Source organism: Puniceicoccales bacterium, assembly GCA_031255005.1.
GTDB lineage: Bacteria > Verrucomicrobiota > Verrucomicrobiia > Opitutales > LL51 > JAIRTH01.
In genome coordinates, this window is the sequence record JAIRTH010000038.1 from 1 (window position 1) to 24,820 (window position 24,820).

9 protein-coding genes and 1 pseudogene are annotated in these 24,820 nt (G+C 39.9%); 7 read left to right on the plus strand and 3 right to left on the minus strand.

Translation table 11 applies throughout. From position 1 onward, the window contains the following. Positions 1-267 precede the first annotated feature (267 nt). Genes LBH49_03755 through LBH49_03765 form a run of 3 tightly spaced genes read left to right on the plus strand, consistent with a single transcriptional unit; the run spans position 268 to position 18,638 of the window. Positions 268-16,404 carry a hypothetical protein gene (locus LBH49_03755; GenBank protein MDR0351729.1) on the plus strand — a complete coding sequence of 5,379 codons (16,137 nt, stop codon included), beginning with the start codon at positions 268-270 and terminating at the stop codon, positions 16,402-16,404. 21 nt (positions 16,405-16,425) lie between these two features. Beyond that, positions 16,426-16,932: a tetratricopeptide repeat protein gene (locus LBH49_03760; GenBank protein MDR0351730.1), complete on the plus strand. Its 507-nt coding sequence runs from the start codon at positions 16,426-16,428 to the stop codon at positions 16,930-16,932. A gap of 35 nt (positions 16,933-16,967) precedes the next feature. Continuing rightward, positions 16,968-18,638, plus strand: a complete 1,671-nt coding sequence (locus LBH49_03765; protein MDR0351731.1) for a hypothetical protein — start codon at positions 16,968-16,970, stop codon at positions 18,636-18,638. A gap of 12 nt (positions 18,639-18,650) precedes the next feature. Here the strand turns inward: LBH49_03765 and mnmE are convergent, their stop codons facing one another. The 3 genes and pseudogenes from mnmE to LBH49_03780 form a co-directional block, all read right to left on the minus strand. Next, a complete protein-coding gene (mnmE, locus tag LBH49_03770; GenBank protein MDR0351732.1) occupies positions 18,651-19,988 on the minus strand; it encodes a tRNA uridine-5-carboxymethylaminomethyl(34) synthesis GTPase MnmE in 1,338 nt (445 codons plus the stop codon). A gap of 95 nt (positions 19,989-20,083) precedes the next feature. Beyond that, positions 20,084-20,296, minus strand: a pseudogene (gene infA / locus LBH49_03775) (translation initiation factor IF-1). 105 nt (positions 20,297-20,401) lie between these two features. Continuing rightward, positions 20,402-22,096: an iron ABC transporter permease gene (locus tag LBH49_03780; protein ID MDR0351733.1), complete on the minus strand. Its 1,695-nt coding sequence runs from the start codon at positions 22,094-22,096 to the stop codon at positions 20,402-20,404. Between the two features lie 204 nt (positions 22,097-22,300). Between LBH49_03780 and rpmB the strand changes: the two genes are divergently transcribed. The 4 genes from rpmB to LBH49_03800 form a co-directional block, all read left to right on the plus strand. Next, entirely contained in the window at positions 22,301-22,534 is a 234-nt protein-coding gene (gene rpmB / locus LBH49_03785) for a 50S ribosomal protein L28 (protein ID MDR0351734.1), read from the plus strand. 102 nt (positions 22,535-22,636) lie between these two features. Then, complete coding sequence (locus LBH49_03790; protein MDR0351735.1) at positions 22,637-23,287, plus strand: hypothetical protein; 651 nt, start codon at positions 22,637-22,639, stop codon at positions 23,285-23,287. Between the two features lie 2 nt (positions 23,288-23,289). After that, positions 23,290-24,441 carry a sigma-54 dependent transcriptional regulator gene (locus tag LBH49_03795; protein ID MDR0351736.1) on the plus strand — a complete coding sequence of 384 codons (1,152 nt, stop codon included), beginning with the start codon at positions 23,290-23,292 and terminating at the stop codon, positions 24,439-24,441. A 98-nt stretch (positions 24,442-24,539) separates the two neighbouring features. Further along, the coding region (locus tag LBH49_03800) for a low molecular weight protein arginine phosphatase (GenBank protein MDR0351737.1) at positions 24,540-24,820 on the plus strand (281 nt) is incomplete at its 3' end.

Here is a 24,820-nt window from a genome sequence, read left to right on the forward strand (position 1 = left end):
AAACTAGGCAATGAGCTTGTTGACAAATATAACAGGGCCATATCATTCCTAACCTCAGGAGAACTTACAATCTATCAAGGAGCATTCAATGACTGCCTCATAGAAAAAAGTGATAACAATATCTCTTCACTTAACAATGCCTTCGAATCCCTTAGTGAAAAAATCTCGGAAATTATCGATGACATTAGCCAAGGTTCAGCAAATTTATCAGCGCTGGATACCAACGATCAACAAAGACATAACCATATGGTCAGAGTTCTGGCGGAAATGTTCCAAAAGTTGAATTCTGGTCTGTGGCTATCCTTAAACAAAGTGGCCTACGGTGATATCCGTTCAACCAACGAGACCATTTGGGAAAGTATTACAGGTAACCTCAAATCCCATATGGGTAAATATCTACCCAAGGCCACAATCGACCAAGTCTCCACCAAGTTGGATAACAATAAAATATTTATCAAAAGGAAAGATAATGTCAACGAATTGAGTGCTATAGCAGCAGGTCTTAGTGACTACATAGACTTTTCCGATGGTGAGATCGAAGAAAAAATATTTAGGGATACCGATAACATAACGGCAAAGAATATAGTGAATAAATATACAGAAGTAATCCGAGACTTGGCCAACGGCTTGGTGGATAGTCTGGATAATGTTAATAAAGATTCCTATAACTCATCAATTATCTCCAATATAGTAGATGCCATAAATAGCTTGAAAGATGGTAGCATCCAAAGCCTGGGCAATGATACTGACTATGTCAATGCCGCCACAAAATTAAGAGATACATTGGTGGGAATCACATCTGAACTAGAGGCCATGGCTGCGGCACTTGGTGGATTGAATGCATCCAATGCCGTAGAAAGGAATGATATGGTGGTGTCTACTCTAAAAAAAATCTATGATGTATTGCAAACCTCCATTGGTACCATTGGTACCACATCCCAGGATCTGGCAGTGGCCAATCTGTTCAAAAATCTATGCGATTTTATCCGAAGAGTCCAGGGTGAAATCTCGTTGGCAATCCTCCCAAAACACTATGCTCTCTGGGCGACCGATGATACAACCCGGGCAGCTCTAATCAATAAGTTGGAATTGGAAAAGATTGATCATATCATTGACCATGCACTGATAGATGGTTTCATCGAAAAATTGACAAATTATACCAAGCCAAAGCTGATCGATCTGTTTCCTTCCGAAATAAATAACTATGGAATTAGCTTTCTGCAGGGTACCACCGGTCTTTCAAATTGGCTAGCGTTGATACCTTCGGCGGATATTAAAAACCGTAGTCTGAGCGATGTGGAATCCAATATATCCAGGTTGAATTCGTTGGTATGGGACGTCATAATTTCCGAAGAATCAAGTACTTCGGCCAAAATTGAAGAGATTACCAAATTGCCGACATTGACTCTGGTAAATGGAGAGGGCTTATCTCCCGAAGGCATCATCCAAGTCAATAAAATCAACGCTGCCGTGCGTGCCTATAACGATGCCATAGACAAATTTAGAAATGGTGACCTGGCGAATAAAATAATAGCTTTCTGTGCTGCCAGAGGCAGCGATGAATCCTATAATGACTTGATGACAGAAATCAAACAAATCCTGGCCGAGACCATCGATGGCCATGCCGGTTCTATGGATGGAGTGGCAGAGATTTTCCGTAGGCTTAGCTATGGTATTATGATGGAATATCTCCAAAATAGATATACCAATTGGAACTCCGATGAAGGTGAATTAGCCGCGGTACGTCAGGTATTATTCAGTGAGTTGAACATAGAAAATAGCATGGATGATTATGCTGAAATAGTCAGTGGCAATAAGGAGCTAAGGCTGTTCGCGAATAGACCTGCTTATCTCATGAAAGATGTGGCTAAAATCAAGCAGTTGCTTTCGGTGATAAAACCCTATATGGGTAATCTAAAAATAACGGATTCCACTGTCTATGTGGAATTGACTCCCGGCAGCGGTAAATTCATTGATGTCGACGAAACCGAAGGTTGGTACTACAAAGATATTAACAGCGAAGATGATGTGTATTTCGATGTAAATAAGAGAAAGAAATACATAAAAATCAACGATGTTCCCTATGAATTGCTAAACAATAACATAGCGGTTTCCTTGGAAGAAAATGGAGATGTGTTCCGGGTATTCGATCCCGAAACCAGGTATAATATAAATAAAGAGATAGATCCATCTGGAGGTTATGTGCTCTGCGAAGATGATATGCTGAGATCAGTTCAAAGTCTGCGTTTTAAGGTGAAAGCACCGGACGATGGTGTGAGCTACAAAGAGTATAAAAAGCTTACAGATCTGGCCATCAGAGATACTGCTCCAGGTAGTGATGAATATGTAATTTTCTATGCAGCAACCCATCGAGGTTACAATGCCGTCGCCAAAAATGAGTATCCAGATATGAGCGATCCAAATAGAAAAGCCGTGGCAGACTATTATATCTATTCCGAAGGTATTTATATAAAGGTAGACGATCCATATCAACGCCATCTCGTAAAAAATGACGTCTACTACAAGGTGGTTACCAATGTGAATGATGGTGGAGTAAATAAGCTGTTATTGGAAGATGGTTCATTGATGGAGCCGGATGGCACCGAGGTATTTTATTATTCTTCAAGTGCTGGAGAAAAGATAACCTTCGGTTCGACCTTGTATACCTGGGCCCATAATACGAAATATGTTACCAGGGATGAAATAGTGATGCCGGTGGAATATGAAACCTACGCGAAATATAACGAACAGGGCAAAAATTTTACCCTTGGAGGAAATGCAGTATATGTAAAGAGCGGCGATGATTACATAGAAATCGGTAATCCTAATGACCTGTTCGCCGTCGATAGCGACACAGGAAAAGAACGTAGAATAGAATTTTCCAATCGCAAATATGTCCAAAATGCAGACGGTAGCTATCTCTATGTGCAAAACGCCTATGACAGATACTCGGCTTTATTGGAAAATAAAAAAACAACTCCCACCGCAGTTATAAAAGTTGATGGAGAGTTTATAACACCAGCCAATGATAGTAATGATAAATTTATCTATGGCGCAATGGAGGATGATAATGTATCAGGAAATTATGTGGTTGGTTCCGATGGAGGTTATCATTCGTTAGCCGGAGTTAAGATTAGCACAGATCTAGGAGATATAAATCTAAATGGAGCTCAGTATTCATATCTAAATAATGATATTACCATAAATGATTGGACCGCCTATGATCTTCAAAATGTCTATGGCGATGATTTGTATGTCAAGGATGTCAGTGGAAGTATTTCTAAATCGTCACGCATAGAAGGTGCAACAGTTACTCCAGTCAAAGATTTAGATGGTGACTATTTGCTAGGAAATGATGGCAATTATTATAACAAAAGCGATCTATTATTGACCTGGTATGTTGATTATGATGATAAAATACATAATTCTGCCGATGGCGTCTATGTATTGGATAATAATGTGGCAAAAAATTTAAGTGTTGGTGAAGATGGCAAGATCGTCGAATACTGTAAATTTGAAAACACCTATTATCAAATATCGACGGTGGATTCTTCTAAGAGCATATTGACGGCCAATAATAAGACCCTTGTGGCTGGCCATAGATATATAACAGTTACCGAAAATGCAATAGTGCAAGTTACCGAATCAAATGATATATTTGTGGAATCAGCTGAAGATTCAGACCGTAAGTATAAAATATCAGGCGTCGATGGGTTGCCATTGAAAGTAAAAGTTTTGGCCAATGATTTACATTCTGGATTGACCGGTGTGATTGGAATAAAAGGTAATCAATCCATTAATTTTGGCATATCTGGGGGATTCTATAGCTTTGAAGAGGTAAAAATTCGTGACACTGATGGTGAGCTTCATAGCTTATCTGATCTTAGAATATCGCTTGATGGTACATCCGAACTTGGTAGAGCCGTAGATGCACTGGGCAATAGCAGGGTATATATCAAATTAGATGGCGAAAATATTGCTATTCCATATCCGAGCATGCAATATAAGCCAAATGAAAATGCTGCAGGTACTCATTTGAAACTCAATGACAAATACTATAATCTTACCAATGGAGAGATTGGGCTGAAGATCAAGTATGTAAATGAAAATGGAATAGCTTCATATTACAAATTGCCAAATAATATACCTCCATCGGTTTTTTATTTGAACACCGATGATATTCCGGTGACCACATCGGATATATATAATCAAAAAATAGTTAACACCACAGTAATTAAGCAGGGTGAAGGTGGTTATACGTCGATTATTGATAGAAGAGAGGATGTCAGAGTAAAGGAGACTAAGGCTGTCGATGGTGAATATTATAAATATGGCAGCGACGATAAGTTGTATGAGATAAAAATAGCATCGGAGCAGATCACTGATACATCTACCACACCCACAACCGTAAATCCTGGTGAAAGTTATATCGTCATAAGAGTAGAAAACGAAGATGATAAATATTTAAAGGTTACAAATAATGATAAAAGATATAACGTTGAATTTCCTGCTGTAAGAGTTGGAGACAGATACTACGATATGAAGACCAGCAGGCTCCATTTTGGCAAAGCTACCACCGGAGAAACTGGAGTCAGCGAATTGACCTATATCCAATATGATGGGGTGCCGACCTTCGAAGGCGAGGGAAATGACAGGTTATATGATACATTGTTTGTGGAAGCCAATGGCAAATATGTAAGATTTACCGATAGAGATGATGGCGATGGCAGTGTGAAATACTATGGAATCACCAATGATACTAAAGGAGAAATAGCTACGGCCGAAGCAAGTACCTTTGTTTTAGGATCCGATGGTGCCTATTATCCAGCCAAGTATCTTAAGGTAAAAATTGATGGCAACTATTTCTCTTATAATGGCATATATAGATCTATTCCGGCAGATAATACCAGTGATCCAGTGAAAATCACTTCATCGTTGGTAAGATATTCTTTTATACAAAATATTGAAGGAGAAAATTACATTGGCGCAGATAATTTTGTAAAAGATGCCAAAGGGATGTATCATAACAGCAAAGTGTACATAGAAAATGATAGTAATGGAGAGATGGAAATATCCACTGGTGACAAAATTTCTTTCACTGCAAATGGTAAAAATGTTCCCAGTCCTAGTAATTTCATCGTACCTCATAGTGCCAAGGGTGGTGATTTTATAAAAAAAGGCGATTGTTACTACCGGATCGATGAATTGGAAGTGGCTGTGGGCGAAGATAAGGCAAAGGTCAAAGGCTTTTATGTAGAAAATGATGATAAAAAAATCAGTGTAAATGATGTGTTGACCCGATATGTCATCAACGATAGTGAAGACGCCACCGGATTGATAAAAGGTGAGAATAATGTTTATTATAGTTCAGGTAGTTTAATAAAGATCAAGGATGGCGGTTCGCTCTATGGTCGCGATGCCAATGGTAAATTTGTCCGGGCTGAAAGGCAAGGCTACTTCAAGGCCAGCGAAGTGGAAGGCGATCCAAATTTCACGAAATTGCAGGATATATATTACAAATCCGATGATGGAAATCCGCCGACCTATTCCATTGCCGGTGTTACTGCCGGAGAGGTCTATGTATTCGGCACAATGTATGAATTCATAGACATTGGAATAGGCACAGACAATCTGTACTACAAAGCTGAAGGTGATTTCTCGAGACTTGATGATGATATTTACACAAGGATTGCCCAGGCTAAAATCAAAGGTGAAGATGGGGCGCTCTATAGTCCGAATGACATATATGTTGCTGGTAAGCAATTTGAATACAGAGATCTGCGTGAGATGAAGCTCATCGCCGAAAGGTCAACCGGGGTGGATGCAGATAAGGTGTTTGTGAAGTCTTTATTTGACAATCTGGAAGATCTGAGGGCCATCACGGTGGATAATCCAGATATAACCCAGGTGGATATGTTCAGCGATGTGATCGATCGATTGGAAGATTATCTTGGTTCATTGGTCGGAGATTTGGAAGTCTATTCAAAGGATGTGGCCTATTACAATGATGCCAAAATCATTGTGGATGACACCGTGGAAAAAAATAAGAATTTTCTGGCGGAAGGTGGCGATGTGCTTGCCAATGCATTGGATAAGTTGCTCAATAGATTTGATGGTCTGGGTACGGATGACATTGGCAATATGGAGTGGAGAGAGCGGTACAGTGGTGAGTTTGAAAGCTACGTGCGGAATGTGAGAAATGAGATAAATAATTACAAAATATCTTCCAATGAGAGAAATGTTTATTTTCGGAGGCTAGCCGAAGCCAGGGATATTTCCAACTATGCCTTCGGCGATGCCATTACTTCGGATGAATTTTTTGGTGATAATTTGGCGAAGGTTGTGAAAAAACTTATGAATGCTGCTGTGGGAAGTTCATCCCCTGAAGAAAAATTGGGAGTGGCCTACCAGATGTTTTCTGACTGTGCCAATAAATTAATCACATTGACTAAGAGTTGGTCATTGCAGGATAGTGAATTGACCCGAGGTCCGGAATTACTGTCGCTGACCAAGCGCATAGATGAGATTGCCAAGGCCATGAAACAGGTAAGTCTCACATTGTTCAAAAATGTGGAAACCCAGCGGAATGTATATGGCAAGGTGATGATTTTGGAATATGTTTTGGGCAACTATGGCAAAGTGGGAGATGAGATAAAATTTCTGGCGGATAAGGATGAATTTCCTGCCAAAACCGATGATGATAAGGGCATATATATTAAGTTTGAGTCGGTGAATGATGAGATAGAGTCGGTGTTACATTTGGTTGATAGATCCAATAATGAGGAGATAGAGCTTTTTTACAGATATGATTTTACCGAATTGAAAGTGGAGAAATGTATTGCCAAAAATGGGGAGCCATCGAACTATTGGGTGGATGGGCGGCGTGGTACCGATGCCAGTCCCTGGGATGGCGGCAGTATATATTTCCGGGATGCATTGAGGCATGCGGATTTTGCCCATATTCTAGGTAATTATTTTCAAGAAGAGACAAAACCTCTTGGAGAGAAGGATCCGGTGACAAAATTTGTGCAGGAGGTGAAATGGATGATGGATGTGCCGATCTATCAGGTGAATGAAAAGCTAGGATTCTTCACGATGAACGGCATATCTCAGCCGGCCATATTGGAATTTAGCACCGGGAAGACAGCTGAACTGGAAATGGCACCGAATTCCACCTCGGATCCATCGGAAAACAAACCAAATCCGGTGATAGAGGGTGCAGATAACCTGCTACCAAAAAGCTCCCTGGCCTTTAGCGGCACCGTGCTTTCCATACCCGATGGCCAAGCCCAAGCACCGTTGCATAAATTGATATCCTATATGATGTCCACAAATCTGAAAGATGTTCCAAGCAAGGATGAAATGTCCAATATAAGCTCTGATCATTTGGCCAAAGATGCTAAAATTTATATTGCTCCACCCTATGGAACACCAGATAAATATCCTAAAAATGTTGCCACAGATTTTGAGAATATAATAGATAGTTGTAGAAAAGATAAGATGCCAGCTAATTGTCCATATGAACCAATGAAACTGATGACAAAAGGTGAGGCAGAATTTGATTCAAAGACAATTTGTGATCATGATCATGAAAAGAAAACAGATGGTTTTATTAATGATAAAGGTGGTGGAGGAGATACGCCAGATGGTATTAGTAGAATAACATCTAAAGATACTAAGCTTAATATGATATGGAAAGATGGCCATGATGGAAATAATGTAAGAAATGATTTGCTGAGATTGAAAAATAAAATTTATGATACAAGTAATCGTAGTACCACGCTTAACAATGCTATTAATTATTTAGCCGTTAATAAGGAGTATGATTATGAATTTAATGTTTATGCCCATGGATGGGATCCAAAGTATAATGATTGGAGATGGCGCACTAAACAGGCTATAAAAGATGGCCCTGGTAGCTCTAAAGAGAAGAATGGGCATCGAAACAGAGAATCAATTTTGCAGGCGTTCGATGGTTACAAGGAATCCATGAATAATGCCTATGGTAATGCATATACTAAATTGCAAGATATAAAGTCTAAGTATGATGCCTATGACAGCAATCGCATGGCCAAGAAAGCAGTAGCTGAAGCGGAAGGTGAGAAAATTAAAGCCGTAATGGATAATCTTAGGAACTCTACTGCTTGGAGTAATAGTGGTTCGACTTTGAAAACCTCATTGGAAGCTCTTAGTGGTAATATTTCTGGCAATCGAGCAGAAGGTGTGGTTAGCTATACCAAAGGTGATTCAAAGAAAGACCCAGCAATTAATAAAGCCCTATGCAATGATGTGAATTTTGCAAATGCCGTAAATAACGTCTGGTATGTCAGTGCGGTCTTTAAGAAATTGCTTGACGATGCCAGTGATGGGACAAAGGATGTGCTTGAAACCTTTATCGGCTATGTGAATGCATTTGAAAATGGGGCCACCGAAGATGATAAAGTCCTTGCTGCGGAGAATATTGTAAAAGTCAGTTTACCTATGCAGTCTAAAATGGAAGAAGTAGTGAGTGAAGCAAAAAGGGTATATATTGCTGCGGGTTCGGTGGTGGACAGTTTCACCCGCATAGCATACGATAGTTTATTAAATCTACAGGCGAAAATAGAGGATATCATTAAAGCAGCGAGTCAGCAGGATAAATTTGTCCAATCAAAGAAGTTTTATGAATATATCCAAACATTAGAATCTGGCTATCAAAACTGGAGAACCAATGAGCTAGAGCGCCAGAAATTTCTTACCGAATTGAACAGAAAAGATGTCAAAGGAAGTGGGTTTTTATTGTTGAGTAAAGATTTTGATATGGTGAAATTATTTGTCTCCAATTATAAGATGATCGGCGGACTATTGGATGTGAGTGGCGTAGCTAATAAAGAAGTATTGGGATCTCTGCAATCTTCCTATCCGGATTGGTCGACAAATACGATTCAAAAAAATGCTCTGATGGAAGAAATAAATGACCATAATTCTCTATTGCCGAACGATAAAACTGCGATTAAAACCTATATAAATAATTACCCAACCAATGATTTATATTCTATTCCAATTAGATTGGGAGTTAGCACTGCCGGCGATGTCATGGCGGATTTCAAGGAAATACCAGCCTATAACAATTCATTGTGTGCCTTCACCAGAGTCGATGAGCCAAAGGAATTCGAAGTTCCGTTGCGCGGTGCAGTGGGATCCTTTGAGTGGAAAACCATAGAATCCATTGTGGATACCATCGGAGCCACCGGTTCCGATACCATGTTGGAATATATGCACCGTCAATTTGATTTACTTATGGAAAAAGGCATAGATTCTGGTCAGGTAGACAATAGAGCTCTGATAAATATAGGTAATGTGCTGAGAGAATTGGAGGAAAGAATCAGAACCTATGCTGCCAGAGGAAGTAATGGTTCCGATAATGCTGGTTCGGACAAAATGATTGCCAATGGTCTCATCAATTGGTACAATGCCATCACAGATTGTGTTGCTGGTCATATAAAGAAGAGCCTGCAACTAAGTATAAATGGCGAAAATGGCTTAGCAGCCAAATGGGATTATCCTGAGGGATGGACCCAGGATGGTTTACTTAGATACATGACAATGGATAATAAAAATTGCGCCATAAGCTTAGTAATGGCAGATTCTTTGGTCAACACCAATGCCTATAAGATGTTGCAGCTGAAAGAAAATTATAAGGAAGCGATAAATATCAACCTCTCATACATAAACAATATAAAAAGTTATCAGACTTCGCTGTTAAACATGATAGATCAGTATACGGCGATGACCGAGAGCAATAAACAAAACTACGACTCCACAGTCATTCGATACTATATCGCAAGCTTGAAAAAAGAAATTGAGAAATTTATAAAATTTTCATCCAGCACAGGTAGTGATGGACGAGAAGTTATAAGCTTTAGCATTGGTGATAATTTTCCGGCAGAGACGAAGGATATGTATGTGAATTATGTCAATCAATTGGACGCCATAGAAAGGGTGCTTACCTATAAAATGCAAATGGATCAGACCGAGTTATTCTATGAGTGGTTTGTCAAAGTAGAAAATATCTATGCAGATTGGCGGATTAATGGTAAAAACCGAGAAAGACTTTTGAAACAACTAGAATTTTTCGCCAATACGAAAGTTGCATTTACATTGCCATTGGCAGTTGCTAATAGTAATCTAGATGCGGATCCGAAAGATATACTGTTAAAGGATGGTGCCAATGTCAATAAGCTATCAGAGAAGTTTGCAGAAATTAATAGCTTGATTGGAGCTGCCTATGATACCATCGAGAGCATATTTTGGAGTAACACTGTTAACATAAATGATAATACAATATCGAGATTTACTGATATAAAAAATAAACTCAAAGGCAGCGATAATGGTACGGCAAAGCACTTTTTTGATGAAGCTAAGAGATTTAATGAATTTAGATCCATTGATGATCAGAATGCTTGTGAAGCGATGATTGAAGAAATGTACAAAACCGTCAGCAGTACAGTGTTACTTCTTCAGATGGTGAAGGACAAAGGCATTTCTTCACAAAACGAAGATGATATAAAAAATCTATGTATGATGCTGAACATTTCATACACAGGAGTGGTGGATGCTAAATCGAAAATTAATAGCGCGATGAATGGCTTCAACGACGACAATGAAGTACTAGCATTGCTAAGAAATGCAATCTCAGCTCAAAAAAGTTCCTGCACTGGTGGCACATTACAAAAGATGTTATCCACTGGTACGAACTATTTCTCGGGTACTTTGATAGAGCATATAATTGGAAATAAAACGGATGAGAATACAGGACTTAGTATTACAGGGTATATAAAGCAATATAATACAAAGACGGATTTTTCAAATGTTGATGCTAAAGATAAGGTAAAATCGTTGGTGGCTATCCATGGAATTACCGGAGATCTTAATTTTGATCAAGTTGCTGTGATAAATCTGATTGAAAACATGAGAGTGGCTGTGTATAACCAGTATAACGATGAGGTTAGAAAAAGACCAGTGCTTCTTGCCAGTCAGATTTCCGGAGAAAGTGCCAACATTGAGGCCAAAAGTCTTAAGGATAGTCCAGATTTGGTCGAGTCCTACTATGAAACAATGAAGGAATTTGAGAGAAATTCATCGATGGTTGTACTGAATTTTTTGAAAACTAATGTGAACCATCTTGTTAGTAGCGCCAACCAAATTGGCACTAACACTGACGAAACTGGTAAAATCAATGCATTTAACACTGTACTGAATGCAATTTTGGGTAATGGTGTCTATAACTCATTGGAAGATGGCAGGCCCATTAAAACGCTGAGTGACATATTTTCCTATAGTGGCTCCGATGCTACATTGAAAGCTGTTATTGATGTATTAAATGTATTGTCCGGAAAAAGTGCCGATAATTTACTTAGACTAGATGTGGAAAAAAAGGATTCATTCCTAGATGTATTGAATAAATATAAATCGCTGTTTGTGTTGGAAGGATCCATCATGGCCCATATAGAAAAATATATGGTAGAAAATGCAGCTTGGCGATTCTTCATGGGAGAGATAGATTCTGTGTTTTCTAGGTATGAAAATTGGAGAACAGATAGCAGCCAAAAGACATCTTTACGCTCAGAGCTTTCGCAGCTCAAAAATATGATATATTATCACAATTTGAATAATGATCAATGGGAGCCTTTGGCATTGCAGCCATTGTCAAATGCTAATTATGAAATGGATTCAAATGGTAATTTTATCACTAGGATGTCGAACAATATTAGGGTCGAAGGAGAACCATCTGGAGGTGTAATGCCAGTAATAGATACACCTACCGAAGAAAGTACGCAGACCAGTGAAAATGCATTGACAGTCGAAGATATGCCGAAAGGTATACAGATGTCTGAGCATATAGAAAATCTCCTTAGCCAGGTTAGGGATTATAATGCCAATAACGACCCCAAGGCGGTCTATGTCACCAGAAAAGCTGAAATTGATAATCTGGTCAAGAGTACCTTTGGCAACGCCATGGATAGCAATGTGCTTATTAACACAAATAAGGTTAATTTGATCATCGGAAATGGAATTATCACCGAAGAGAATATATTCCTTGTGATAAAAAAGCTAGAAGATCTTGTATCTGTGTGGAATATTCGAGATACAAACATAAATAAAGAGGCCTTTAAATTGGTCAATGCTGGTAGAAAGGAGGGTGAACCGGAGAAGCGCATAGTTACAGATACAGTATTGGCGTTGATTGATGACCTGAAAACCTGCTATAGCAAAGGTGAAGCCTATGCTTTCTGCTCCATATTTAATGATAGATTGAGCATGGCAGAATATATATACTCGGTCATGAATGGGCAGGTGTCGAATTTGGAATGGCACAATAAGATTGTCCAAGGGGCAGATGAATCTCTTATGCTTCAAGCAACTGGAGTTTATACGTTTAAAGATTCTGAAGGCCATACTTACGCCTGCTCCATGTATAATGGAGAGACAAAGATAATGGAGTTGCCCGCGATGAAGGATGATGAAATTAATGGCTATGTGAATGGGTTGAGAAAAACCACATTCTATGAGGCAGAAAATCTCCAAGGCGTGTTTTTTAAAGAAAATTCCAACGGCGATTTGACAGATGTAAAGTTGTCCATTACAGCCGACGGTAAAACCTATATATCCACCAACGGAGGGCTGATCGATGCCAATGGCAATTCGTTGAGCTTTGATGAAGAAGGATTTTTCATCAATAAAAATGATGAAAGAATTGTCATACGTGGACAATCAACTGGGTCGAGCGATGTGGCCTATAAAGTAGACGCTACATCGGGAAAGATCCTTGGAGTTGAATATGATATAAAATCCGAATCCTATAAGGTTGGATCCTATAATGTGGTGGAAACCTATAATACGCGATTTATCTATAGATCTGGTAAATATGAGCCATCTTCTCAGTACTTAACTAAAGAAAATGTAAGACAGGGATTTCTCAGTGAAATTATGACCATAGGATCAGAGTTGGAACAGAGGCTAAATATTTGGAAGGCTGGTCTATCAGGTATTGGGCCAGAATATACCTCCACGGCATTGGCTTCGGTGTCTGAATTTACGGCTATGTTCTCTAGGATCAGCGATAGATTGGCCACCCATGATGTAAAAATGTATAACGAAAGCATGGAGTTCCATGATGAGCAATATATGATTTCTGGCATAAATTCATCGTTAAGAAATCTCAGTGGCGATGGTGATTTACAAAATTTTGTTGGTCTTTCCGAAAGGGCAAGAAAGTTGTATGATGCTGCCAATAAACTCACCAAAGCCAGTGCAAATGGCATGACAAACGAGATAAAAGCTCTAACTTCTGCCTACAATGTGGCCCAGACAGAATATGAGAATTCAAAAAAGAATGCATCAGCAGGCTATGGTAATTACGAATTATATGTGATTTCGTTGAAAAATTTATTTAAAGAAGCTGAAAATGACCTGAAATACAACATATCAGTGCAGTTTGAAAAGAGACGAAAGGGTGAATTGATTGCTGCCTATGTGTTTTCCAATGAAAAATATAAGGCGGCCAATGAGGTTCTTTCCTTGGTGAAATCGGTGGATAGAGTAACCAGTGAACTCAATGGCTATTTGGCTTCCATGGCGCCGAGAAAGGATTTTCAAGCCCTTTTGGATGTGATAGAAAATGGTAACTCAAAATATTCTCAGGAACCCATATTGCCGTTGGCCAAGGCAAGGATAATAGAAAAATCTTCTAGGTTGAGAGTTTATCAGGGATGGCATGGAGATTCCATGGATGCGACGATGTATAGATCAGCTTTGGATTCGGTGAGAAATGCCACCTATTTTGCCAATTCCGAAGAGGTTAGATTGATAAGTACCGAGTCGTTGGACAATTATCTAGGTGGTATGGATTCTTCTCTTGAGAAATACATAGAGGAGATGAAGGACTATGAGCTATATGATGGCCTGCTCAATGATGTGTATGGGTTGGAGGTCTTTAAAGATGGAAGAATTCGCGAAATATCTGGAGTAGGTATAAATGTTATAATTTCAGATAATATCGACTGGATGTTCTCTCAGGCAAGTAAAGATTTATTTTTATCTGAATTGATATCCTATAGTAAAACGTTGGATGTGATCATAAAATCCTATGACAAAGGAGGGCAATTATACGGCAAAATGAAGAGCAGAGTGCTGGATAAAATAAAAGCCCTACGCAAGTACATTGGCACCGAAGGCTCCAATACGAAAAGCGATTACATCGGCAGTGTCGCTCTGTTCAAAGCCTACGATAGCGATAATTATTCCAGACTTCAGCAAATGTACAAGAAGCAAGCAACTATGATAAAGAGACTGAAGGAAGACTATAGAGTCAACAAAATTTCTATCGATGAATTCATCACCAAGATAGAAGAATTGCCAATGGAAGGTGGGCCTCTGGATGAGTATATAACCTCATTGAAGGAATTTTTGTATTACACAAAGGCATTGGAAGAATATCAGCTGTCGTTGTTACAATTGCAGCCAAAATACTACGTCTATGATAAAACCCAGTCCAAGTGGCTTACGGTGGATGAAAGTGGTATGACCGAAAAACAGATAAAAAGTTCCGGTGGTAAATTTATTAGGCTAGTAAAAGGTTATGATGGTTCTGGCAATCCAATTTACATTGAGGATTATAGCCTGACCGATAGTATAACTAAACCAGTGTTTGTCAGTGCCAGTGCCATGTGGCATGGAGAATATTCTTCCTATGGTGTGGTTCTTCAATTACTGGCAACTCTATACGAGAAATTTACAACCCAAAAGCAATTGCTTGCCGATATAATAAAGCAGGTGGAAGAAAATAATGAAAAAATTAATGAAGCAAACAGGATATTGCAAGACATAAACAAGGTCCAGGCGTCAGCTGCCAAGGCTGGTGAAGACGCTAAGGTGGCCATACCGGCTAATGTTATTATGTATTTTGGCAAAAACAAAATTAAGGCTCCGACGACCATGTTTGCCAATGATGCAGAAATGGAAAAATATGAAAATTCTACCTTCAACAAGAGAATGAATTATCTGTCATCGATGGGCACCGATGCTTCCATGCTAATATCTTATATAACCCAGGGACAGCTGAAGCCAGAAACTGGCATGAGCTTGATGTTAGGCGATTTATCTTCCACCGATTTGCTTGAGCTGGGATCTATGAAAGAAATCTATGACAAAGTCAGCGGTATAAATGGTAAATTTGGCGATGTGGCAAATTCGGTTAAAAGTAAAAACACATGGCGAAATGCTGCGATATTCTCTGCGTTTTCTCTTCCATTGGCTGCTTTTGGTGGTCTTATACTAGGTGCTGGCGCTGCCTTTGGAATTGGCTATGCGGCTTCTAGTATAACAACAAAGGGGAGTAATACGCAGCTATCTGGTGCAAAATACTTATCCGGAGGATCCGATAATAAACTATTAGAAGTGTATTGGAATACTAGGCTTGCTTTGGAAGGCGGTTCAACATTGCCCAAATCAGTGATGGATAACTATGTGCAGGGATTATTTAATTCTATGGATGAGGATATCCGGGGCTACGCTTTCCCGTCGGATGATATAACTCCCAATAGAAAAAAGACCGATAGCGCCAGTGGTGATATAAATGGATTTCAATTGGTCAATTGGGCTCCTATTACCAATGACTGGGGTGGCACTGGCCATTACTACTATGCTGCAAAGGATGCAGCCAGGGCCGGTGGATTCAGTGAAGATGAATATGATAATAATGAATCCGCAGCAAAGATGATAGAAGCTATGGAACTGATTAGTCACCAAAAATTTTACAAAAATGGTAGTGTTTATAAGGAAAATTTTACCGAGCCAGACTATGACTATAATGCAATGATTATGGCCTATAAAATAGAGGCCATGATAGATATGTTTGGTGTCGAGGCGGCAGGTATAGCCGTAAAATACCTGACAGGAAGTCAAAATAGAGCCAAGACGGTGAGCGATTTGGATGCTTTGGCCGATAAATCTCGTAGCTCTGATAAAAATAATCGAGTGTACACCAAAGACGAGATTACAAAGCTGAAAGCCTATATAGATGGAGAAAAATTATTCACGTCGGATGACATATCTCCTCCGGAACAAAGGATGCCATTGACACATTTCTGGACACATAGTGATGTAACAACACGAGATGATGGGATAAAAAGCATACTCAATAGGTGTTATGGATCCGGAAAATCTGGTCTTGGAGCCGATGAAGTATCTCTATGGAGTGAGAGCCTGAGGATCCATATAGATAAGCTTAACGCTGACGGCCAGATGATTGCGACCAACATGCAGCGAACCATGCAAATTTGCAATGAAACCACGGCCATCGCTACCCAAATACTTAAAAATAATGGCGATACATTGAGACAGATATATGCAAATATTAGATAACAATTTAAACGGGATAACAGAATGGATGACGATAAAATTTTTAAAATTGATGAATCTTTTGATGAGCTATTGACAAAATATTTCACCGATAGGGATCCTAATGTGGTATTATATGAAAAAATTCCTGGCATTTCGGAGGTAAACCTAGAAGCTGCCTACGGCATAGGCTATAATTTGTTTCAAAAGAAAAAATATGACAGTGCCTATGATGTATTTCATTTCCTATGCCTGCTAGATCATTTTCAAAAAAAATACTGGAAAGCATTGGCTTTGACTGCCTATGTGCAGAAAAAATATGAAGAATCTAGGATGGCGTATTTTACGGCCTTTGCCCTGGATCCCACCGATATAGAACTGGTGTCTGCCATGGCTGATTGTTCTATTTCTCTCGGAGAGGCCGAAAATGCAAAAAATTTTTTGGAAATAACCTGTGATATGGGTAAAAATTATGAAAGTAATGAAACTTTATGTCAGCGGGCCAAATCAATCCTCGATGTGATAGATGAGCTGAGTGTTAAAAATTCCTGAAAATTTGTATGATTATATGGCGGAGATGATAGGATATGAGAAATTCTGTAGATATTAATGTAAATTCGTTGACCGATATATTGATTGCTGCTGAAAAGAAAAGATTGAGCAAGCCAAGTGAAGCTAATTCGTTGTCTGATATTGTGACGGCAAAATTAGAAAAGGCTATGTTCGATAGCACAATGATCTATACTCCTAGCCAGCATGTCAATGAAATGTATCAGCCGACTAAGCTGGACATGTCGAAGGTCAGTGCGATAAGCGGAGCCATGGCCATGCTCATACTTTCGGCGATGAGCTCGCAATTGATGCTGGAGACCCAAATGCAGGGCATCGAAAGTACTATGAACCATCGCATTGCCTCTAGAAACAAGACCATGAAGCAAATAAAGGACAAAATAAAACAGTCCAGAATAAAAACGCCATTTCAGAGATTTATGAAATGGTTGAATGGCACCGGATTCATGAAGTTTATGAGATCGGAGGTCGGAAAAATATTCATGTTTATTTTTAGCATGGTGATGACCGTTGCCGCGGCTGCTCTTACCATAGTTAGCGGTGGAACTGCTGCTCCAATTTTGGTTGTTATGGTGGCTTCAATGGCAATACAAATCGCCGAATTCAGTACTGGCAAAAGCATGGGTGAGCTTGTTGCCAGCGGTATGGATGATGATAATAAGGCGAAGCTCGCTTTGCAAATTGGAATAGACATAGCGTTAATGGTTGGTGAAGTTGTTGCTGGTAATGCAGCAGCCAGAGCTGGCCAGATGGGGATTAAAGCTAGCCAAGCGGCTATAAAAGCCGTTGACAATATCAATGATATTGCCATTCAGACCAAAAAGATCACTGAAACCACCACGGAGATGGTAGCAACACTAGAAAATGCCACGAAGATGCTGTCAGAGGCAGCAGAAAAAATAGGTGATGTTGATGATATTTTGACTGATACCATAAAAAAAGTAAATGATTTGGTGACCGAAGCCAGTCAATTGGCCACCGACGCCCTTGCCAAATCCAATGAAGCACTTAATATGCTTAAAAACGGGGATAACCTTGATGATGTGATGAAGGTCATCCAGGAATCGCAAAAATTAACCCAAGCGGCTGTGCAGAAGTCACAGGAAGCCATGAAAATGATGTCGGATTTATCGGATACTTTGACGGAATTCGCTGGCGAATTTGATGACATTGCAAACTTTTTGACAAATCTCAATGAAAGTATGGATAAACTCAGTGGATTCATTGATAAAATTGGCGATGCCACCAGTGTCCTATCAAAGAATATCGATGATTTGGACGATTTGAGACAGTCCATAGGCAAAGGTACTAAAGCTTTTTCATCCACACTGAAGGTAGCTGAAAGGGTAAAAAAGTTTTCTGGACTATTTGATTTTGTCGATAAATTTATCGTAAATTCTCGGAGAATCCAAAATGCCATTTCGAATGCCATGCAGTTTTATGGTGTCTTATATCAGCTTGCCTTGGACACGGAACGGGCAACAATGGCAAAAAATGCCATGGAAATCGATGCTATAAGAACCCAGGCCGATGCCAGAGATAATTTCCTAAAAACCATTCAGGAAACCCAGATGTCGGATATTCAGGAATTGGTCCAGCAGGTGAAGGATGCCTTTGGGCGGGCTGCCCAGGCCATTCAGGAAGAAGGTGAAGCCGAAAGGGCCATTGCCAGAAATATCACTGTTTAATTTGTCTATGATTTATTTCCCTATGCAGAATTGCCCAAACAACTCGTCCAGCATGCTCTCATTATCATATTTGCCTGTTATTTCGCCGAGTATTTCCAGGCTTAATCTTACATCGCTGGCTGCCAGCTCAATGTGGTTGCCCTGTCCAAGTTTCTCTATGGCAAGATCGAGATAATTTTTTGCCTTGGATAGAATTTGCACGTGCCTTGAATTTACGATGAATTCATCCTCCGATGGCATTAGGTTTTTTTCGGCGATGATTTTAGCTATGGCAGCCCTCAGGTCGGCCATGCCTTGGCCGGTTTTGGTTGAAATTTTTATGCCTTCGATGGCAAAGGGCATTTTCATTGTCTGGCCATGGAGTAGATCGATCTTATTTAGCACCACCAGGTATGGTTTTTCTGTGGATAATTGCCTAAATTCATCCAAAGCATAATCGGTGGCGGTGGCATCTAAAACCAGAAGTATCAGATCGCCTCGGGATGTGAGCTCAAGGGTTTTGTCTATGCCGATCTTTTCCAGAGATGATTCCGGAAATCTTATGCCGGCTGTATCGTAAATTTTTATGACATCAGGTCCAATTTTTATGGTTTCAGAAATAAAATCCCTAGTTGTTCCTGGTTCTGGACTGACTATGGCTCGATCCGTATTCAGTAAGGCATTCATTAGACTGCTCTTGCCTACATTTGGTCTGCCGACTATGACCATATCTATGCCATTCTCCAGGTGATTTTTATAAAAATTTGTATCGATGAACCTCTGAAGGTTTTGGGAAATTTTAATCGCAATTTGATAAACATTTTGATCGAAGCCTACTTCTTCATCGGGAAAGTCTATCTGAGCTTCCAAGGAGGCAAGAATTTTTATAAGATTCGAACTTAGTTCAGAGATTCGATGGCCAAGAATGCCACCCAATTGACGTTGGGCTAGGGCTAACGCCCTTTCGCTTTTGGCATGGATTATATCCAAAACAGCTTCGGCCTGACATAAGTCCAGCCTTCGATTCAGGAAGGCTCGCCGGGTAAATTCTCCGGGATGTGCAATTCGGCATCCCATGGTACATAGAGCATCCGTTATCTTCGTGATAATAATAGGATTGCCATGACAATCTATCTCTAAACTATCCTGGCCGGTGTAGGAATGGGATGCATCAAAAAATAAAAATATAACTTGGTCCACAATTTCGCCCTGGGATGTCACAAAATTGTCCAAATAGGCATGGCGTGGCGCTACTTTTGCTCTAGAAAACACAATTTTTATGATATCTAGGCATAGAGATCCACTTACTCTTATTTTAGCTATGGCAGATCGCCCCCATGGTGTGGCCAACGCTACAATGGTATCATCCATGGTGCCTGGTGATTTTTAGGCTTAATGCTTGAAAAATCCTAATTGCGCCTTGGGCCGAAGCTGCGAATGGGAGTATTTTTTTGGATGGTAGCATTTTTTAATCGAAAAACGATGCGAGCTTTCTCCAAATCGTGAGGGCACATTTCCATGCGAACCTTATCACCTATGGTAAGCTTAATGAAATTTTTTCTAAGTTTACCAGATATGTGTGCCAAGACTACATGACCATTTTCCAATTCTACTCTAAACATGGTCCCAGGTAGGACCGCTATAACTTTACCAATAACTTCTATACACTCATTCGCCATAGATTGTAAATAACTGGAACATGTGATACTGTCTTAAATTTAACCTATCAATGTCAATATCATTCTATCAATACCATTTGATTTTTGCAACATGTAATATGTTTTTTACACACGAAATATTGTTCCAAAACTTTTGCCCATTATAGATGATGCTCCTATAACTGTTACTGCTAGAAAGGTCATGGCCCATACTCCAAGGGCACAGGCCAAAAATGGACCATCCGATAGCATATGCATCAACTCATAGATGGCTTTTGTGATTGGATAATATTGCTGTTTTTGAGCCAAAACTATGGAATCAGATACCTCTAACATTGCCTGGGAGAATACCAATAGACCACCGGACATCAGATTGGCCATAATCAGCGGAAGTGTAATTTTTAGAGATGTCTTAAATGGATGGCAACCAAGACATTGGGCTGCTTCTTCGTAGGTTATGCTGGTCTGTTGTAAGCCTGCCATGGCCGAGCGGACAGCAAAGGGAATTTTTCTTACCACGTAGGCTATGATTAACAGGATTGTAGGATTTTCTATGGGATTGAGAATTTCAAAGCTGCGGCCTGTTTGGGTCATGGCCAGATAGCCGAAGGCCATTACCAATCCAGGAACGGCCAGTGGTAGCATCGACAGGGCATCGAGCAGATGACGGCCAGGTAGTTTTGTTCTGACCACCACGAAAGCTATCGCCGTTCCAAGCAAGATTGTGCCGATGGTGGCCGCACTGGAATATATGAGGCTGTTTTTTATGGACGGAACGGTCAATGGGTGGCTCAGGGCACATTTGTAGTTTTCCAGGACAAATATTTCCGGAAAGATGGAATTGTACCAGTCTGCTGAAAATGATTTTATGACCACAGCTAAATGGGGCAGTAATGATGCTAAAATGGTCATTAAAAATGAGCCAACGCATAGCAATTGCTTGAATACGGATATGGTTTTTGGGCCGGACATATGGGTTGATTTAGCCATCATAGAAAAATTTTGACGACCGAGTAACCCTTTGCCCAGAATGTAAAATAATATCGAAAATATGAGCATGACAGAAACCAATGCAAAGGGCAATGGGTTATTACCTATATCCTTCAGTCCGAAATAGATCTGTACTGGCGTTACAAGATTATAATCGAACATCAGTGGTACTCCAAGTTCTGTGAATGACCAGATGAAGATCAAAGTACATCCGGCAAATATTCCAGGCCGTAGCAGCGGAAATGTTATTCTAAAAAACCTTTTCAATCCGCGACAGCCTAAGTTGCCGGCAGCTTCTTCAAGGGATGGATCTATGTTTGCCAGAGCGGCCACCAGACTCAGGTACAATATGGGATATAGACTAAGAGCATTCATTAGTGCTATGCCTATGAACTTATTACTTCCTAACCAGTCTATGTAGTTGCCGGGTTCAATTAGGCCGAATTTCAATAGCATGGCATTTAAAACTCCGTAGGTTCCGAATATTTGTTGAATGCCTATGGTGCCAACGAATGGCGGTAACATGATGGGCAGCAATATAATGGACGTTAAAGTCTTTTTTAGCGGAAACCTATATCTGTCGGTGAAGTAGGCCAGTGGCATGGCTATCAATAGAGATATCAGTGTGGAGAGTAGACCAAGCCCCGCGGAATTTAGAAGACCGTCAATATACACTCTATTATGAAATATTATTTCAAAAAATCCAAGGGTAAACTGGCCATCGACATTAAAAAATCCGCCTTGGATGATTTCCCAAATGGGCCAAAGAAAAAAACATCCTAGGAAACCAGCCGTAACCACAAATACACAAAATGCCAAAACCCCAGTCATCTATCGCCACCATCTGAATAATTTTGTTCAAAAGTCCAACCATAAAATTTCAAAAATTGATTGCTTTTAAATGGCATATAGATGGTATGTTGATCAATGACAACAATTTATCGTAGCATATATCCTTAATTTATTCATTTGTAGCATAAAATGCTTGCCAAGGTGCCCCAATGGACCTAGTCTATTTGCATATTATTTAATAAAATGGCTAGAATTTGTTTTATTACAGGAAAAAGGCCCATCAAAGGTAATCGCATACGTCGTCGTGGTCAGACAAAAAAAAGTGGTGGCATTGGAACCCATGTGGTGAAAAGGACAAAGCGATTATTTAGGCCTAATTTACAAAGGGTTAGAATTGTTCTTCCCAGTGGAGAGATTAGGCGTGTTCTAGTATCGGTCAAAGCCATAAAAGCTGGCAAGATTGTGAAGGCGATATAACTTTGGGTCAAAGGTAGTTTATGTAAGTATGCACTGAGGTGGTTTTACGTCATTTTACGTATTTACTGGAGTCATGAGAGATTTGGATTATTATTAATAGCCATGGAATCTTTCGCAAATTATTCGTATTTCGATGATTTCGATGACGAGGTTGATTCTGTCGAGTGGTCTGAGATCGAATGGCGTAAATATTTGTCGAAAATTGACGGAGATATATCATTGTTTCTGAGACTATTTATCGAAACAAGGAATATCATGAATCATATGGAGATAATAGCCTCTCAGATGGGCTGGATTAGGCAATCTGGTAATTTTGTTGGCTCCTTGTCTCAGATCGGAGAAAAAGATCCATATACTCTTCATAGACAGCCTGTTATGATTGTGACCAGGGCGCTATATTGTTTTTTAGCAAAAAATTGGGAATTGTTTATGAGTGAGCATAAATCTCCTGATCCTCAATTATGTTGGGTCTATGGCCGCATATTAAATGCTGGAGAACGAGATGCCATTTTGGCATTGGCTTCCATGGATGCCGGTGACGATAATCTGGCGCTATGTCATTTTAAGTCGGCATTGAAGTCGATAAATTACACCATGGACATCATCCAAAGGCTCAAAGCTATCCGGTTGAAATGCAGTGTTTTACTCGAAGATGCGATAATTGCTTGTTTTGATTTGCGCGAGGTGTGGCTGAAAGTCATGGATTCATGCCGAAATGAATGCGATGACGATGAAGATGATGAAGATGAATAGCCATGCCATTGCTTTCATTATTAGTAGTAGATGATGAAAAATATACCAGAGATGCTCTGGTTAAATTGCTTGGGACAAAGTATGATGTGTTTGTGGCCAGTGGTGTGGATGAGGCTTTGTCCTATTTAAAGAGTCACAAATTTTGTGCTGTTTTGACAGATTTGAGAATGGGAGCTTCATCGGGGATGAATGTGGTTGAACAATGTGTTGTAGGTGGCATTCCGTCCATAGTTATGACGGCCTATGGTGATGTGGAAACAGCTGTTTTAGCCATAAAAAATGGTGCTTTTGATTTCATTACCAAGCCCATAGATTTGCCAAAGCTCGATGTGCTATTGAAGCAGGCCATTAAATACAAATCTACCGAAACCATCACCATCGAGCCAAGTCAGGCCCGGCCGAGTATAATTTGTGCGGAGGATTCCCCGTTTATGTCCATTGCATTGAAGGCCAAGAAATTGGCGAATAATAGGGTGAATGTGTTGATCACAGGAGAGACCGGCACTGGCAAAGAGATAATTGCCGGAGTCATACATTTTTCTGGGCATAGAAAGACCAAACCATTTGTGCCTGTACATTGTGCTTCATTATCTAGCTCATTGCTGGAAAGCGAGTTATTTGGTCATGAAAAGGGTGCTTTTACCGGAGCCACAGCCAGACACATGGGTAGGTTTGAGAAGGCTAATGGTGGCACATTATTTTTAGATGAGATCGGAGAAATTGATATGCAGACCCAGATTAAGTTGCTGCGTTTTTTGGAAACAAGGTCCTTTGAGCGGGTGGGTGGAAGCGATCAACTATCTGTGGATGTTAGAGTTGTATGTGCAACAAACCGAGATCTTCAGGTCATGGTTGCCGAGGGTAAATTTAGAGAGGATTTATATTATAGGCTGAATGTGGTGGAGCTTAGGTTGCCGCCGCTACGGGAACGGAAGATGGACATTCCAAAATTGGTTGAGCATTACGTGGGATTATTTGCTAAAGAAAATAATCTGAAGGTTTCCGTTTCATTGGAAGTAATGGAGTTATTTATTAGCTACTCCTGGCCTGGCAATGTCAGAGAATTGCGAAATGTTTGCGAAAGTGCGGTGGTTCTATTGCCAGAGGATAGGAATGTGGTAATGGCCTGCGATTTGGATTCAAGGTATTGCTGATTTTTTTCTGATTTGATTTTTTTCTGATTGACAAAACGTTTTTTTAGAAATATCCATTATTCTGTTGTTGGTTCGTGTAGACAAGTATCGGATGAAGTGTGAAAAATATCAAAATTGTTGTTATTTGTAGCGGCAATACCTGTCGCAGTCCGATGGCGGAAGCACTTCTGGCAAAAGCTCTGGAACGAGAAACCGGTGCATTTGAGGTTGTCGGAGTTGGGTTATCTAGTATCGGCGGTAACATTGAGAATAATACTATTTTAGCCATGAAGAAAATAGGTATTGACCTGAGCGGATACAAAAGCAAAAACCTGACCCAAGATATTATTAATGAAGCAGTTGTAGTTTTTTGTATGACAAAAGAGCATTTGAATAGTTT